Source organism: Serratia sp. CY40230 (genome assembly GCF_052168835.1).
Lineage (GTDB): Bacteria > Pseudomonadota > Gammaproteobacteria > Enterobacterales > Enterobacteriaceae > Serratia > Serratia nematodiphila.
Map to the genome: position 1 here is coordinate 451128 of NZ_JBJNLX010000003.1, position 16185 is coordinate 467312.

At 61.7% G+C, this 16185-nt stretch carries 16 protein-coding genes; 13 read left to right on the plus strand and 3 right to left on the minus strand.

Annotated elements, in window-relative coordinates:
• The first annotated feature begins 252 nt into the window (after window positions 1-252).
• The 4 genes from gcvT to ACJ8IJ_RS13770 all read left to right on the plus strand — a co-directional run bounded on the left by gcvT (window position 253) and on the right by ACJ8IJ_RS13770 (window position 5829).
• A complete protein-coding gene (gcvT, locus tag ACJ8IJ_RS13755) occupies window positions 253-1350 on the plus strand; it encodes a glycine cleavage system aminomethyltransferase GcvT (RefSeq protein WP_004931631.1) in 1098 nt (365 codons plus the stop codon).
• A 46-nt stretch (window positions 1351-1396) separates the two neighbouring features.
• Window positions 1397-1783, plus strand: a complete 387-nt coding sequence (gcvH, locus tag ACJ8IJ_RS13760; protein WP_004931633.1) for a glycine cleavage system protein GcvH — start codon at window positions 1397-1399, stop codon at window positions 1781-1783.
• A 92-nt stretch (window positions 1784-1875) separates the two neighbouring features.
• A complete protein-coding gene (gene gcvP, locus ACJ8IJ_RS13765; protein ID WP_442518671.1) occupies window positions 1876-4755 on the plus strand; it encodes an aminomethyl-transferring glycine dehydrogenase in 2880 nt (959 codons plus the stop codon).
• 108 nt (window positions 4756-4863) lie between these two features.
• Window positions 4864-5829, plus strand: a complete 966-nt coding sequence (locus tag ACJ8IJ_RS13770; RefSeq protein ID WP_286093578.1) for a quinone oxidoreductase family protein — start codon at window positions 4864-4866, stop codon at window positions 5827-5829.
• Between the two features lie 10 nt (window positions 5830-5839).
• Here the strand turns inward: ACJ8IJ_RS13770 and ACJ8IJ_RS13775 are convergent, their stop codons facing one another.
• Genes ACJ8IJ_RS13775 through ACJ8IJ_RS13785 form a run of 3 tightly spaced genes read right to left on the minus strand, consistent with a single transcriptional unit; the run spans window position 5840 to window position 8449 of the window.
• The gene (locus ACJ8IJ_RS13775) at window positions 5840-6367 is read right to left on the minus strand and encodes a GNAT family N-acetyltransferase (protein WP_031300620.1); all 528 of its coding nucleotides are present in this window, start codon (window positions 6365-6367) and stop codon (window positions 5840-5842) included.
• The gene (locus ACJ8IJ_RS13780) at window positions 6367-7785 is read right to left on the minus strand and encodes an ATP-binding protein (RefSeq protein WP_286093577.1); all 1419 of its coding nucleotides are present in this window, start codon (window positions 7783-7785) and stop codon (window positions 6367-6369) included. The genes ACJ8IJ_RS13775 and ACJ8IJ_RS13780 overlap by 1 nt, the downstream gene beginning before the upstream one ends.
• Before the next feature lie 4 nt (window positions 7786-7789).
• Entirely contained in the window at window positions 7790-8449 is a 660-nt protein-coding gene (locus ACJ8IJ_RS13785) for a response regulator (protein ID WP_004931642.1), read from the minus strand.
• 189 nt (window positions 8450-8638) lie between these two features.
• On the opposite strand from ACJ8IJ_RS13785, the gene ACJ8IJ_RS13790 reads away from it, so the two are divergent.
• From ACJ8IJ_RS13790 to ACJ8IJ_RS13830, 9 genes are all read left to right on the plus strand, one after another.
• The gene (locus tag ACJ8IJ_RS13790) at window positions 8639-8872 is read left to right on the plus strand and encodes a hypothetical protein (RefSeq protein WP_004931645.1); all 234 of its coding nucleotides are present in this window, start codon (window positions 8639-8641) and stop codon (window positions 8870-8872) included.
• A 96-nt stretch (window positions 8873-8968) separates the two neighbouring features.
• Complete coding sequence (locus ACJ8IJ_RS13795) at window positions 8969-9715, plus strand: SDR family oxidoreductase (RefSeq protein ID WP_031300616.1); 747 nt, start codon at window positions 8969-8971, stop codon at window positions 9713-9715.
• A gap of 77 nt (window positions 9716-9792) precedes the next feature.
• Window positions 9793-10116 carry a BrnT family toxin gene (locus ACJ8IJ_RS13800; RefSeq protein ID WP_118891732.1) on the plus strand — a complete coding sequence of 108 codons (324 nt, stop codon included), beginning with the start codon at window positions 9793-9795 and terminating at the stop codon, window positions 10114-10116.
• Window positions 10079-10396: a BrnA antitoxin family protein gene (locus tag ACJ8IJ_RS13805; RefSeq protein ID WP_004931651.1), complete on the plus strand. Its 318-nt coding sequence runs from the start codon at window positions 10079-10081 to the stop codon at window positions 10394-10396. The genes ACJ8IJ_RS13800 and ACJ8IJ_RS13805 overlap by 38 nt, the downstream gene beginning before the upstream one ends.
• 381 nt (window positions 10397-10777) lie before the next feature.
• Window positions 10778-11596, plus strand: a complete 819-nt coding sequence (locus tag ACJ8IJ_RS13810; protein WP_004931653.1) for a DeoR/GlpR family DNA-binding transcription regulator — start codon at window positions 10778-10780, stop codon at window positions 11594-11596.
• Window positions 11597-11643: 47 nt separating this feature from the next.
• Window positions 11644-12627 (plus strand): substrate-binding domain-containing protein, encoded by a 984-nt coding sequence (locus ACJ8IJ_RS13815; RefSeq protein WP_025304134.1) that lies wholly within the window; start codon window positions 11644-11646, stop codon window positions 12625-12627.
• Between the two features lie 2 nt (window positions 12628-12629).
• Window positions 12630-14147 carry a sugar ABC transporter ATP-binding protein gene (locus ACJ8IJ_RS13820; protein WP_131165545.1) on the plus strand — a complete coding sequence of 506 codons (1518 nt, stop codon included), beginning with the start codon at window positions 12630-12632 and terminating at the stop codon, window positions 14145-14147.
• The gene (locus ACJ8IJ_RS13825) at window positions 14140-15126 is read left to right on the plus strand and encodes an ABC transporter permease (protein WP_004931660.1); all 987 of its coding nucleotides are present in this window, start codon (window positions 14140-14142) and stop codon (window positions 15124-15126) included. Before ACJ8IJ_RS13820 ends, ACJ8IJ_RS13825 begins: the two co-directional genes overlap by 8 nt.
• A 10-nt stretch (window positions 15127-15136) precedes the next feature.
• Window positions 15137-16171, plus strand: coding sequence for an ABC transporter permease (locus ACJ8IJ_RS13830; RefSeq protein ID WP_004931662.1), 1035 nt, complete (start codon window positions 15137-15139; stop codon window positions 16169-16171).
• Window positions 16172-16185: the final 14 nt, after the last annotated feature.

The window sequence follows — 16185 nt, forward strand, 5'->3', positions numbered from 1 at the left end:
ACTAGCCCGGCATTTTACCGCCCCGGAACGGCGATGAGCCTATTTTAACTTATGGTTAATGTGGTCGTTCGGTGATAAGTTCGGGGGAAAGGTATCGTTTGCGTCACGGCGGTTGCACGCAGTTTTCGCCCGTCCCGGCGCAGCATTTGTGTTGAGCAGTCAGTGCGCCATGGCGATCGGGCCGCGAGCCAGGCTCCGCCGCATTGCGTGGCAGCACCCTAACTTCTAGCGACGAGTGGAAAGAGGGAAAAGATGGCAAAGCAAACCCCACTGTACGACCAGCACGTGGCGTGCGGTGCGCGCATGGTAGACTTTCACGGCTGGATGATGCCGCTGCACTACGGCTCGCAGCTCGATGAGCACCACGCGGTACGTCAGGATGCCGGCATGTTCGACGTGTCTCACATGACCATCGTGGATCTGCACGGCGCTCGCACCCGCGAGTTCCTGCGCTACCTGCTGGCGAACGACGTCGCCAAACTGACCCAACCCGGTAAAGCGCTGTACACCGGCATGCTGAATGCCTCCGGCGGCGTGATCGACGACCTGATCGTTTATTTCCTCACTGAAGACTATTTCCGCCTGGTGGTGAACTCCGCCACCCGCGACAAAGACCTGGCCTGGATCGAAGAGCACGCCGCGCCGTATGGCGTCGCGCTGACGGTGCGCGACGATCTGGCGCTGATCGCGGTGCAGGGCCCGCAGGCCAAAGAGCGCGCCGGCACCCTGTTCACCCCGGAACAAAAAAGCGCGGTCGAAGGCATGAAGCCATTCTTCGGCGTGCAGGCCGGCGAGCTGTTCATCGCCACCACCGGTTACACCGGCGAGGCCGGCTATGAGATCGCGCTGCCGAAAGAGCAGGCGGCGGATTTCTGGCAAAAATTGCTGGCCGCGGGCGTCAAGCCGGCCGGTCTGGGCGCGCGCGACACCCTGCGCCTGGAAGCGGGCATGAACCTCTACGGGCAAGAGATGGATGAAGGCGTTTCGCCGCTGGCCGCCAACATGGGCTGGACCATCGCCTGGCAGCCGGAAGATCGCCGTTTCATCGGCCGCGAAGCGCTGGAACAACAGCGCGAGCAGGGCACCGAGCAACTGGTCGGCTTGATCATGACGGAAAAAGGCGTATTACGTAATGAGCTGCCGGTGCGTTTCACCGACGCGGCGGGGCAAACCCACGAAGGCGTGATCACCAGCGGTTCGTTCTCTCCGACGCTGGGCTTCAGCATCGCGCTGGCGCGCGTGCCGGCGGGTATCGGCGAGCAGGCCATCGTGCAGATCCGCAACCGCGAGATGCCGGTCAAAGTGACCAAGCCCGGTTTCGTTCGCGCCGGCAAGCCGCTGACAAATTGATTTTTTATTGATTGATTCTTTTATTTCTTCGAAGGAGTAACCGGCGATGAGCAATGTGCCAACAGAATTGAAATACGCATCCTCTCACGAGTGGGTTCGCGCAGAAGGTAACGGCGTTTACACCGTGGGCATCACCGAACACGCGCAGGAACTGCTGGGCGATATGGTGTTTGTCGATCTGCCGGAAGTGGGCCGCACAGTCGCCGCCGGTGAAGACTGCGCCGTGGCGGAATCCGTCAAGGCGGCGTCGGACATCTACGCGCCAATCAGCGGTGAAATCGTGGCGGTGAACGCCGAGCTGGAAAGCTCCCCGGAGCTGGTGAACAGCGAACCTTACGGTGACGGCTTCCTGTTCCAGATTAAAGCCTCCGACGAAGGCGAGCTGGCGAACCTGCTGGACGCCGCGGCTTATCAGGCCTCGATCGACGAGTAATCGTGCCCACGCCCCAGGCCTTTCGGCCGGGGCGTTTTAGTTACCGTTCAAGCTATATCCCGTATCACGCAAGCATTCAGGAATTTGTAGCAATGACTCAGACACTCAGCCAACTCGAACACAGCGAAGCGTTCATCGAACGCCACATCGGCTCTTCTGCGGAACAACGCCAGGAGTTGCTGGCAGCGGTGGGCGCTCGCTCGCTCAGCGCGCTGATCCAACAGATCGTGCCGGCGGACATTCAGCTGCCGGGGCCGCCGCCGGTTGGCGACGCGGCGACCGAACACCAGGCGCTGGCTGAGCTGAAGGCGATCGCCTCGCAGAATCAGCGCTACAAATCCTACATCGGCATGGGCTACAGCGCCGTGCTGACGCCGCCGGTGATCCTGCGCAACATGCTGGAAAACCCGGGCTGGTACACTGCTTACACCCCTTATCAGCCGGAGGTGTCGCAGGGCCGTCTGGAAGCGCTGCTGAACTTCCAGACCGTGACCCTCGATCTGACCGGCCTGGATCTGGCCTCCGCATCGCTGCTGGATGAAGCCACCGCCGCCGCCGAGGCGATGGCGTTGGCCAAACGCGCCAGCAAGCTGAAAGACGCCAACCGCTTCTTCGTGGCTGACGACGTGCATCCGCAGACGCTGGACGTGGTACGCACCCGCGCCGAAACCTTCGGCTTCGACGTCATCGTCGATAAAGCGGAAAAAGTGCTGGAGCTGGACGGCGTGTTCGGCGTGCTGCTGCAGCAGGTGGGCACCACCGGTGAACTGCACGACTACAGCGCGCTGCTGGCCGAACTGAAATCGCGCAAAATCATCACCAGCGTGGCTGCCGACATCATGGCCCTGGTGCTGCTGACCGCGCCGGGCAAGCAGGGCGCCGACGTGGTGTTCGGCTCCGCACAACGCTTCGGCGTGCCGATGGGCTACGGCGGCCCGCACGCCGCCTTCTTCGCCTGCCGCGATGAGTTCAAGCGCTCGATGCCGGGCCGCATCATCGGCGTTTCCCGCGATGCCGCCGGCAACACCGCGCTGCGCATGGCGATGCAGACCCGCGAGCAGCATATCCGCCGCGAGAAGGCCAACTCGAATATCTGTACTTCGCAGGTGCTGCTGGCCAACATCGCCAGCCTGTATGCGGTGTATCACGGCCCGCAAGGGCTGCAGCGCATCGCCGGGCGCATCCATCGCCTGACCGACATTCTGGCCGCCGGGCTGCAGAAGGCCGGCCTGACGCTGCGCCACAACACCTGGTTCGACACCCTGACCGTTGAAGTGAAAGACAAGGCGGCGGTGCTGGAGCGCGCGCTGAGCTTCGGCATTAACCTGCGTACCGACATCCACGGCGCCGTGGGCATCACGCTGGATGAAGCCACCTCGCGTGAAGACGTGCAAACGCTGTTCGCACTGCTGGCCGGCGACAATCACGGTCTGGACATCGACGCGCTGGACGCGGCGGTGAGCAAAAACAGCCAATCGATCCCGGCCGCCATGCTGCGCCAGGATCCGATCCTGACCCACCCGGTATTCAACCGCTATCACAGCGAAACCGAGATGATGCGTTACATGCATCGTCTGGAGCGTAAGGATCTGGCGCTGAACCAGGCGATGATCCCGCTGGGTTCCTGTACCATGAAATTGAACGCCGCGGCGGAGATGATCCCGATCACCTGGCCTGAATTCTCCGAACTGCACCCGTTCTGCCCGCCGGAGCAGGCTGCCGGTTACCAGCAGATGATCGGCCAACTGTCTCAGTGGCTGGTGCAGCTGACCGGCTATGACGCGGTGTGCATGCAGCCGAACTCCGGCGCGCAGGGCGAATACGCCGGCCTGCTGGCGATCCGCCGCTACCACGAAAGCCGCAACGAAGCGGGCCGTCACGTCTGCCTGATCCCGAGCTCGGCGCACGGCACCAATCCGGCCTCCGCCCAGATGGCGGGCATGAGCGTGGTGGTGGTGGCCTGCGACAAGAACGGTAACATCGATCTGCACGATCTGCGCGTCAAGGCGGAGCAGGCAGGCGAAGAACTCTCTTGCATCATGGTGACCTACCCGTCGACCCACGGCGTGTATGAAGAAACCATCCGTGAAGTGTGCCAGATCGTGCATCAGTTCGGCGGTCAGGTGTATCTGGACGGCGCCAACATGAACGCCCAGGTGGGCATCACCACGCCTGGCTACATCGGCGCGGACGTTTCGCACCTCAACCTGCATAAGACCTTCTGCATCCCGCACGGCGGCGGCGGCCCGGGCATGGGCCCTATCGGCGTGAAAGCGCACCTGGCGCCGTTCGTGCCGGGCCACAGCGTGGTACAGATCGACGGCGTGACCACCCAGCAGGGCGCGGTCTCCGCGGCGCCGTTCGGCAGCGCCTCCATCCTGCCTATCAGTTGGATGTACATCCGCATGATGGGCGCGGAAGGCCTGAAGCAGGCCAGCCAGATGGCGATCCTGAACGCCAACTACATCGCTACCCGTCTGAAAGACGCATATCCGATTCTGTATACCGGCCGCGATCACCGCGTGGCGCACGAATGCATCCTCGATATTCGTCCGCTGAAGGAAGAGACCGGCATCAGCGAAATGGACATCGCCAAGCGCCTGATTGACTTCGGCTTCCACGCGCCGACCATGTCGTTCCCGGTGGCGGGCACGCTGATGGTCGAGCCGACCGAGTCGGAAAGCAAGGTGGAGCTGGATCGCTTTATCGATGCGATGCTGGCGATCCGCAGCGAAATCGACCGCGTCGCCAAGGGCGAATGGCCGCTGGAAGACAACCCGCTGGTGAATGCGCCGCACGTGCAGGCGGACCTGGTCAACGACTGGCAGCACCCGTACAGCCGCGAGCTGGCGGTGTTCCCGGTGGCCGGCGTGCGTGAGAACAAGTACTGGCCGAGCGTTAAGCGTCTGGACGACGTGTACGGCGACCGTAACCTGTTCTGCTCTTGCGTGCCGATGAGCGATTACGAATAACACGTTCGGCAAAGTTTGTGTTTGGGGGACACCGCATGATGCGGTGTCCCTTTTTATTTTATCGCGGCCTATTCTTTCCGGTACGTTCCCACGATTTGAGGAGTCATCATGCAAGCGGCAATCGTAACAGCGCTGGGGCAACCCCCGGTTTTCGGCACCTTTGAGGAGCCTCAGGCGCAGGCGAATGAAGTGCCGATCGATGTTCTGGCGGCCGGCATCAAGCAACTGGATCGCGCCACCGTCGCCGGCACTCATTATTCCAGCCCGAAGCAATTGCCGATCGTGCCTGGCACCGATGGCGTGGGCCGTACGGCGGACGGGCAACGGGTGTATTTCGCCTCTTTCCGTCGCCCTTACGGCGCGATGGCCGAGCGCAGCGTCGCGTCCTGGACGGTGCCGGTGCCGGAGACGGTGGACGACGCCACGGCGGCGGCGCTGATCAATCCGGCCTTCGCCGCCTGGCTGCCGCTGCGCTGGCGGGCGGATCTGCAGCCCGGAGAAACGGTGCTGATCATTGGCGCCACCGGCACCTCGGGCAAGCTGGCGGTCGCGGCGGCGCGTCAGGCGAGGGCCGGGCGCATCGTTGCCGCCGGTCGGCGCCTGAGCGTGCTGGAAACATTGGGCGCAGACGCCACGGTGGATCTGAGCCTGCAGGGCGAGGCGCTGGCGCAGGCCTTCGCGGCGGCGGCGGGGCCGGGTGGTTATCAGGTGATTGTCGATTACATTTGGGGCCCGGCGACCGAAGCGCTGCTGGCGACGCTCAATAATCACGATCTCTCGTCTTACGCCGGGGGGCGCGGCATTCGCTTGGTCAACGTCGGCTCGATGGCCGCGCCGGACATCCGGCTGCCGGCGGCGGTGCTGCGCAGCAATCAGCTGCAGATCCTCGGCAGCGGCACCGGCAACTTCCCGCCGATCCCGGAGATGCAGCGCTACGCGACCGAGATTTTGGCGTTGGCGGCGACCGGAGCGCTCACCGTCGAGACGCAGGAGCACGCGCTGGCGGATATCAACGAGGTGTGGGATCTGAACAAGAAAAGCGACGTGCGTTCGGTGATACGCATCGCCCGTTAAGCCCCGGCCGCTAGCGGCAGAGGCAGACCAGGTGAATGTCCTCCGGCTCACGGGCGAACAATTCGGTATCCGGCTGTTCGATGAGCCGGCAGCCCTGCGCCAGATAGAAGTCTACGGTGCTTTTGTTGGGAATGGAGGAGACGTACAGCCCGGCGGCGCCTTCTTGCGCCGCCTGCCGCAGGCAGAGCTGGAACAGCTGCTTGCCTAACCCCTGGCCGCGTTGGTGCGCGCTGACGTAAAAGAACAGCAATTGGCGCAGATCTTGCCGCGGGCCGCGCGGTTCGGTGTCCAGCGCCGCCGCTGCCACGATCTCCTCGCCTTCGAACAGCGCGAAGAACGCGCCGCCGCGATCGAAGCACGCTTCGTGGATCGGCGTATAGGTTTCCCGATCGTGCGGATCCCAGCCGCGCACATCGTAGTAGTCCGGGTAGGGGTGCAGCTTGCCGTCCTGCAGGCGATACAGGGTGTCGATAATTTCGCTGCGGTCGATATCCCACAGCCGGTCGAGTTGCTGCCGTTGCAGCAGTACAGGGGCGATCATGCTCGTGGTTCACTCTCAGTCTGTGGCCGGTAACTTTCCGGCAAATCGATGATAAAGCCGATGCCGCGATCGTCGAGGCCTTCGGTGACGCGCAGCTGCGCGCCGATTTTGTCGGCCAGGTTGCGGGCGATGGCCAATCCCAGCCCGCTGCCGGTCTGCTGCGTGCCGGGCACGCGGTAAAAGCGCTCAAACAGGCGCGGAAGGTGCTCTTCGCTCACCCCGGGGCCGTTGTCGCGCAACGTAATATAGCAGCCGAGTGGCGCCAGCGAGCGGATATTGGCTTCGATGCGGCTGCCGGGCGGCGCATACTTGAGCGAGTTATCCAGCAGGTTGGTGAAGATGGCGATCAGCGCATGGCGGTCGGTACTCACCACCACCTCCTCGCTGCCGTCGAGCGACAGTTCGACATCTTTTTCCAGCGCATAGGGGACGTGCTGCGCGATGCATTTGCCGATCTCCGCATAGATATCCACCGCCTCAATCTTCAGCGGAAAATCTTCCGCCTCCAGCTTGGCCAGGTTGATCAGCTGGCGTGACAGCGACGCCGCCCGATCCAGCCCTTGCTGCATGTCGCCGATGATTTCCCGGCGCTCCTGCTGCTCACTGACCTGGGTCAGCAAATGCAGCTGCGCCAGCACGGCGGCGATCGGCGTGCGCAACTCGTGCGCGGCGTCGGCCATAAACCGTTTCTCACGCTGATTGGCGGCGTCGATGCGCGCCATCAGTTTGTTGACCTCCATAACCACCGGCCGGATTTCCTGATACTGCTCGCTGACGTTGATCGGCGACAGGTTGCCGGGCTGACGATCGGAAATGGTGCGGGCGATCTGGCGCAGCGGCCGCAGGCTGAAATAGGCGGTAAACAGCAAGGTGATGATGATGGCCGCCAGAATGCCCAGTAGCGGCATGGCGGTGCTCTCCGCCGGGTTGCCGAACAGCGTGGTGCGATCGTTGAACGATTCGCCGACGATCACCCGGTACTGGCGATCCTCGCTCCAGCTGCCGGCGAGATGCCAGTTGGCGCCGGCGTAATTGACCGAGCCGGACAGCACCGAAGGCGGCAGGCGCAGCGGCTCTCCCTGCGTTTGCGAACTGTAAAGCACCCGGTTGTCTCGATCGTAAACCACAAACAGCGGGTGATAGTCGATTTCATCCTGCATGCCGTTATTGATGGAATCAATGTACATGCCTTCAATGGTCTTGATGATGCCGCGGTAATCGATATGGTCAGTGCCGGTTTCGTCGAGAATATTGGCGATGCCTGCAGCGACGATGCGTTGCTGGTTATCGAAATATTTCTCCATGTCGGGGTAATACCAATATTTCACCCAGGCGACGAGGAGCCCCCACAATAATAAAATGGCCAGCACCTGGAAAATAATGGTGCGCATAAAGAAGGATTTGAAACCGATCATTTCGCTACTCTTTCTTCAGCAAATAACCAATGCCGCGTACGGTAATAATTCTTTCTTTACCGATCTTGCGCCGTAAATTATGCATGTGCACTTCCAGCGAGTTGCTTTCCACGCTGTCGCCGTGGCCGAACAGCCGCTGTTCCAACACCGCTTTGCGCACCACGGTGCCGGCGCAGCGCATCAGTTCGTGCAGCAGGTGATACTCTTTTTTCGATAGCATCAGCAGTTCGTTATCCAGCATGACCTGATGGTTGACCGGATCGAGATACAGCGCGCCGAGGCTCCAGGTTTGTGACGCGAAGCCCGCCATGCGCCGGTTGACCGCCTTGACGCGCGAGATGAGTTCGGGCAGCGCAAAGGGTTTGGCCAGAAAGTCGTCCGCGCCGGAATCCAGGCTGTTCACCAGGCTTTCAATGCGGTCGCGGGCGGTCAGGATGATGATCGGGATATTTTGCCCGGCGGCGCGCCAGGCGATCAGCCTCTGCAAACCGTCACCGTCCGGCAGCGTGAGATCCAGCAGCATCAAATCGAACCCGCCGGATGAAAGTTTATTTTCTGCGTCGACGAGCAGGCGCACCCAGCACAAATTAAAGCCGGCCAGCTCCAATGCTCGGCACAGCGCCTTGCCTAATTGCAGGTCGTCTTCCACCAACAGTATGTTCACGTTATTTCCGCTGAGATCCTTGAGTCGCGCTTATCTAACTATAACGCTGACGGGAAGACAACGGGGAAACCTGCGCTGCCTGCACGTTCTTAAGCAAACCTTAATCTGGCTTTAATCTCGCGTTAAGGGAACGAGGGGGGATTTCAGTTATTTTGCTGCCATTCGAAATCATGGCTGAGGGAGCGAAACATGCAGACTGACGGTTCCCCGCTCGCGGGCGCCTCGCGGCGGCTGATGTATTCAGGCGTGGCGATGCTGCTCGTGCTGTTGATGCTGTCGTTTCGCGGCGATGTGCACAGCCCTGCTCACAAAGGCCTGCATGCTTCCGGTTTGCAGCGGGGCCATCAGGTGGCGGTAACGGACGCCTCCGGCTGCGCGAAATATCGGATTAAAAAGCTGCTGCGCCGCCTGGCTCAGCTCTGAAGCGTTTTCTAGAGCGCCGCTCTATACTCTGACTGGCAAACGGGGAGCCTGTGCGCAGGCCGTTATTTTTATATCGCCAACCAGAGAAAAAATACGATGACGAAAGTGGCATTGGTGACTGGCGCAAGCCGGGGAATTGGCCGCGCGACCGCTTTGCTGCTGGCCCGGCAGGGCTATGCGGTGGGCGTGAATTACCTGCGTGACGAAAGTGCGGCGCGGCAGGTGGTGGCGGAGATTGAGACGCAGGGCGGTAAGGCGCTGGCATTGCAGGCTGACGTGGCCGACGAAGCGCAGGTGATGGCGATGTTCGGCGCACTGGATGCCGGGCTGGGCACGCTCAGCGCGCTGGTCAACAACGCCGGCATTCTGTTCCAGCAGGCGAACATTGAACAGTTGACCGCCGAGCGCATCAATCAGGTGCTCGGCACCAACGTTACCGGTTACTTCCTGTGTTGCCGCGAGGCGGTGAAGCGCATGGCGCTGCGCTATGGCGGGCGGGGCGGTGCCATCGTCAACGTTTCCTCCGCGGCGTCCCGACTGGGGGCGGCGGGAGAGTACGTCGACTATGCCGCCTCGAAAGGCGCCGTCGATACGCTGACCATCGGGTTATCGCGGGAAGTGGCGGCGCAGGGCATTCGCGTCAACGGCGTGCGGCCCGGATTCATCTATACCGAGATGCACGCCAGCGGCGGCGAGCCTGGCCGGGTGGATCGCGTGAAGGACAGTTTGCCGATGCAGCGCGGCGGCCAGCCGCAGGAAGTGGCGGAGGCGATCGCCTGGTTGCTGTCTGACGCCGCATCTTACGTGACCGGCACCTTTATCGAGGCCGCAGGCGGGCGTTGAACGCATCCGTAGGGTTTTGACATCCCTCCGGATGCGAAGTGTTTTGATTAAATAACAATCAAAATGTAGTTACAAAAATGTATGTTTATTTTGAATGGAATCAGGATAAAAATCACAGTAACCAGCGCAAACACCGTGTCAGTTTTGAGATTGCGCAACGGGTTTTTCTGGATCCCAACCATTTGGCTGTGTTGGAAAGGAGCGAGGGTGGAGAAGAACGTTGGCAAACGATCGGCATGGTCGGATCCTGCTTGCTGTTGCTGGTGGCGCATACGACGATCGAAACGGATGTCGAAGGCGATACAGTAGAGATCGTGCGTATCATTTCAGCACGCAAGGCCGATGCCAAAGAGAGGGGAAGAGATGAAGCGCAAAAATTCCGCCAAAAATCTGGCCCATAGCGTACTCCCGCCGTTGACGGAGGAGCAGAAAGCGCAAATTGCTTCACTGAGTGCGTTGCCGGACGAGGACATCGATTATGCCGATGCGCCGGCACTGGATGAGGAAAAGTGGCAGGCTGCGGTTCAGGGGCGTTTTTATAAACCGATGAAAGTATCGAAAACCATCCGCATCGATGCGGATGTGTTGGCCTGGCTTCAGCGGCCAGGCAAAGGCTATCAGAAACGCCTGAACGCCGTGTTGCGTGAGGCGATGTTGAAAGAGCATGAACACGGGGAATAGTGTGTGCCAGGCGGCTAACGATCCGGTGAGGTTCTCACCGGATTTTTTTTGCTGTTTTTTCAGGTAATGCGTTATCAACGCCGGCGGTCTAATTGCGGCGCTCGGTCAAAACCACACAAACGGTCATTAACGGTCATACTGCGGAGCGTGGAATTGTGACCGTTTACCGTTTCTCTCCTGTTTACCTCAGGCGTACGCGCATCATAACTGCCTGTTACTCCACACTTTCGTAATTATTCATTTCATTTCCTTCCCGATTTTTTTGACAACTATCACATCGCGATCGTTGACCGATCGCAGGGCGATGCGCTTTGCGTCCGCGCGCAAAACGCGGCGCGGCAAATCGATATCGTAATCAACGTTGTGGAGGAGAAAAGAAACATGCTGCCTGTAGAACGTCATCGCTTTATCACCGAAGTCTTGAGCCAGCGCGGCCGCGTGATGGTGCAGGAGGTGGCGCAGCTGTGCCACATCTCTATCGAGACGGCGCGGCGTGATCTGGCCTTGCTTGAACGGCGCGGCCTGCTGCTGCGCAGCCACGGTGGCGCGGTGTTCGTCGAGCCGCCGGCGGTGGAGAAAACCTATGTGCCCGCCGAGATAGACCAGGGGGAATCTTTCCGCCAGCGCAGCAACGAGGCGCCGGAACAGAAGACGCGCATTGCCAAACGCGCGCTGGAATTTATCGCGCCGGGGGACTGCCTGCTGCTGGACAGCAGTTCCACCAGTTGGTTTTTGGCGCGCCAACTGCCGGATATCTCGCTGGTGGTGCTGACCAACTCGCTGCACATCATCCAGACGCTGGCCTGTAAGGCCAACGTGCGCACCATCGGCCTGGGGGGCGAGTATTCCGCCAAGTACGAGGATTTTATCGGCGTGCTGGCGGAGCAGATGCTGAAGGAGTTCGTGATCAACAAGCTGTTTTTCTCCTGCCACGGCATCTGCCAGGACGGTGGCATCCGCGAAAGCAATGAGCACCATGCGCGGCTGAAGCAGCAGATGCTGCTGGCGTCGGAACGCAAGTTCCTGCTGGTGGACAGCAACAAGTTCGGCCGCCGCTCGTTCGCCCGCATTTGCCATTACCGGGAAATAGACACGCTGATCACCGACAGGCTCAGCGACGACGAATTTCGTCAGGAACTGGCCTGGAACAACGTCGACGTGATTGAAGTTTCACCCGCCGCGAAAAGGGCGGCGCGATAACAACAACGAAAACCCTTATTACAGCCAACACTTGTGGAGAGAGAACAATGAAAAAATCCGTACTGGTCGGTCTGTTTGCCTCGCTGCTGCTGTCGGTCTCTGCGCAGGCGGCGGACAAGCTGAAAATGGGCGTGGTGGTGAAGATCGGCGGCATTCCCTGGTTCAACGCCATGGAGGCCGGCATCAAAAGCGAGAGCGCCAAACGCGGCATCGACGCCTGGATGGTCGGGCCGACGGCGGCGGATCCGGCGCTGCAGGTGCGCGCCATCGAGGATCTGATCGCGCAGAAGGTGGACATCATCGGCGTGGTGCCGAACGACGCCCGGGTGCTGGAGCCGGTGCTCAAGCGCGCGCAGGAAGCGGGCATCAAGGTGATCGTGCACGAATCCCCCGGCCAGAAGTACGCCGACTGGGATTTTGAGCTGGTGGACGCCTCGCAGCACGGGGTCAACCACATGAAAGCACTGGCCGCCTGCATGAAAGAGCAGGGCAAGTACGCGGTATACGTCGGCAGCCTGACGGTGCCGCTGCACATCACCTGGTCGGACTCGGCCATCAACTACCAGAAGCAACACTACCCGAACATGCAACTGGTGGGCGACAAGTTCGGCGTGGGGGAATCGCTGGATGACAGCGTGCGCACCACCAACGATCTGATGGCCAAGTATCCCGATCTGAAAGGCGTGCTGGCATTCGGCTCGCAGGGGCCGATCGGCGCCGGGCGCGCGGTGCTCAACCGCGGCAAAAGCAACGATATCTGCGTCATCGGGCCGTTCAGCCCGGGCCAGGGCGCTTCGCTGGTCAATCGCGGCGCCATCAAGGGCGGTTACATCTGGAATCCGATGGTGGCCGGCGAAGTGTTCGTGCGCATCGCCGACATGATGCACAAGGGGGAGAAAATCACCGACGGCATGACCATCGAAGGCATGGGCAAGGTGCAGGTGGATGCGCAGCAGCACACCATTCTGGGCAACGCCACCGAAAGCCTGGATAAGCAAAACCTGCCGAAACTGGTGAAGATGGGGCTGTAATCATGGCGATTTCCGGCAATACGGCAACGCGGAGCGCGCCGCTTATCGAACTGCAACAGCTGTCGATGACCTTTGGCGGGCAGCGCGCGCTGAACGATATTTCATTGGCGCTGATGCCGGGGGAGGTGCACTGTCTGGCCGGCACCAACGGCTGCGGCAAGAGCACGCTGATCAAGGCGATCGCCGGCGTCTATCAACCGGACGACGGCAGCCGCATTACCCTCGATGGGCAAACCTTCGGCCGGTTGTCGCCGGATCAGGCGCGCGCCTTCGGCATTCAGGTGATCTATCAGGATCTGTCGCTGTTTCCCAACCTGACGGTGGCGGAAAACATCGCTTTCGAACACAACCTGCGCGGGTTGCTGGGTTGGCACCGCCCGGCGCGGCTGCGGCGCGCCGCCGAACGCCAGCTGCAATCGCTGAGTTTCAATCTGGATCTCGACAAACGGGTGGCGGAGCTGCCGATCGCGCAGCGCCAACAGGTGGCGATCTGCCGCGCGCTGGTGGCGCAGGCGCGGCTGGTGATCATGGACGAACCGACCGCTTCGCTGACCCGCACCGAGGTCAACCAACTGCTGCGCACGGTGGACTATCTGAAAGCGCAGGGCATCTGCGTGGTGTTCGTCAGCCACCGGCTGGACGAGGTGCTGGAGATCTCGGATCGCGTCACGGTGATCCGCGACGGCAACAAAGTCGGTACCTGGCCGGCGGCGGAGATCACCGGCGATCGTCTGACCGAGCTGATGACCGGTCTGAAGCTGGACTATCGCCTGAAAGCGCCCAGCCTGAATAAGGATCGGGTGATGCTGGAGGCGGATCGCCTCAGCCGCGCTGGGCAGTATCAGGATGTGAGCTTCCGTCTGCATCAAGGGGAGGTGCTCGGTCTGTGCGGGCTGCTCGGCTCCGGGCGTACCGAGCTGGCGCTGAGCCTGTTCGGCATGACCCGGCCGGACAGCGGCAAACTCTACCTCGACAGCAAACCGGTGCGCTTTCGCGGCCATGAGGACGCGATCAAGGCCGGCATTGGCTACGTCTCGGAGGATCGCCTGACGCTGGGGCTGGTGCAGCAACAGTCGGTGGCGGATAACGCGGTGCTGACCATTCTCGATAAGCTGCGCGGGCGTTTTCGCCTGATCGACGACTACCGCAAGAATCGCATCGTCGCGGAGTGGATCGCCAAGCTCGGCGTGCGGGTGGCGGATCCGGATCAGGCGGTTTCGACGCTGTCCGGCGGCAATCAGCAAAAGATCGTGCTGGCCAAGTGGGTGCTGACCCAGCCGCGGATCTTGATCCTCGACTCGCCGACCGTCGGCGTCGACGTCGGTGCCAAGGCCAGCATCTACCAACTGATCCATCTGTTGGCGCAGGAGGGGATCGCCATTTTGCTGATCTCCGACGAGGTGCCGGAGGTGTATTACAACTGCGATCGGGTGCTGCACTTCAGCGGCGGCAGCGTGATCGGCGAATACCTGCCGGGGCAGGTGAGCCAGCAACAGCTGGCGGAGGCGGTCAATGCGTAGATTCAGTTTGAAACCGCGCGGCAACGAAGGCTATCTGGCCTGGGTGCTGCTGCTGACGGTCATGGTCTTTTCGCTGCTCAGCGATCGGTTTTTAACGGTGCAAAACCTGCTCGATCTCAGCGAAAGCTATGCGGTGAGCGGTATTTTCGCCCTCGGCCTGTTTGTAGTGCTGGTGACCGGCGGCATCGATATCTCCTTCGCCGCAGTCGCCTCGGTGGTGCAGTACCTGATCGCCACGCTGGCGACGCATTACGGCTTGGCCAGTCCGGCGGGCAGCATTTTGCTGGCGTTGGCGATCGGCGCTGCGCTCGGCATGGTCAATGCGCTGCTGATCTACTGCCTGCGCATCGTCTCGATCATCGTCACCATCAGCATGCAGGCGTTGTTGTTCGGCATGCTGATGTGGCTGACCAACGGCCGCAGCCTGTACGCATTGCCGGACTGGTGGACGCTGCCGCGCAGCGTGCTGCCGTTCCAACTGGGTGAGCAGAGCTATCAGCTCGGTTTGCCGACGCTGGTGATGCTGGCGGTGGCGCTGCTGACCTGGCTGCTGCTGAACAAAACGCACCTCGGGCGCCAGCTGTTTGCCGTGGGCGGGGATGCGGAGTCGGCGCGGCGCATCGGCATTCGCGTCGGCCTGCTGCATCTGTTCGCCTATGGCTATCTGGGCGCGATGGCGGCGATCGGCGGCCTGGTGCAGGTGTATCGCATGGGGGAAGTGGTGCCCAACGCGCTGGTGGGCGGCGAGCTCGACGTGCTGGCGGCGGCGGTGCTGGGCGGCGCCAGCCTGAACGGCGGCAAGGGCAGCGTGGTCGGCACGCTGATGGGCGTCTTCCTGATCGGCGTGCTGAAAAACGGCCTCAATCTGATCGGCGTGTCCAGCTACTTCATGAACGTGGTGATCGGTCTGGTGATCGTCGCGGCGATCACCGTCACCCACTACAAGAAACGCAAAGAAACCGACGTCGGTTTCGCCTGAGGAGCGCCTGATGGGCAACAACCTGAAATTTCGTCCGGACGGGGTCGCCGTCGGTCTGCTGGCATTGCTGCTGGCGGTGGTGCTGGCCTTTAGCCTGCTGATGCCGGGGCGCTTCTTCAGCGGCGCCACCTTCACCAGCGTGGCCTTCCAGCTGCCGGAGCTGGGCCTGCTGACGCTGGCGATGTTCATCCCGATCCTCAGCGGTGGCCTGAACCTGTGCATTATCGCCAGCGCCAACCTGACCAGCCTGCTGATGGCCTGGCTGTTCATCAGCTACCTGCCGGCGGATGCCGGGCTGGGTTTGCAGGCGCTGTGGCTGGCATTGGCGCTGGCGGCGGCGATGCTGCTGGCCGGGCTTATCGGCGCGGCGACCGGCGCGCTGGTGGCCTACGTCGGCGCGCATCCGATTCTGGTGACGCTGGCCACCATGACGACGGTCAACGGCATCGGCATCTATCTGACGCGCGGCGCGGCCCTGAGCGGCATGCCGGAGATCGTGCGGTTTATCGGCGCTGAGCGCGTGCTGGGCGTGCCGGTACCGCTGTGGATCTTCCTGGTGGTCGCCGCCTTGCTGGCGCTGTTCTTGCAGAAAACCCGGCTCGGCAAATGCATCTACATGAGTGGCAGCAACATCAACGCCACCCACTTCAGCGGCGTGAATACCCATCGGGTGTTGATCGCCATTTACACCCTCTCCAGCCTGCTGTGCGTCATTGCCGGGCTGGTGATGATGGCGCGCTTCAACTCGGCGCGCATGGGTTACGGCGACTCCTACCTGCTGCTCACGGTGCTGGCGATCATTCTGGGCGGCACCGATCCGTTCGGCGGTTTTGGCCGGGTCAGCGGCGTGGTGCTGGCGCTGATCGTGCTGCAGGTGATCGCGACCGGTTTGAACCTGATGAACGTCAGCCCGCATTTCAGTCTGGCGATGTGGGGCGCGGTGCTGATCGCGGTGCTGGCGCTGAAGTTTTTCCGCCATCGCTATCGGCAGCGGCGGGCGATGCGCCGCAGCGCGGCCCAGGCCAGAATCGCGGCGGGCCACTGATCCCTTTTCCCTTT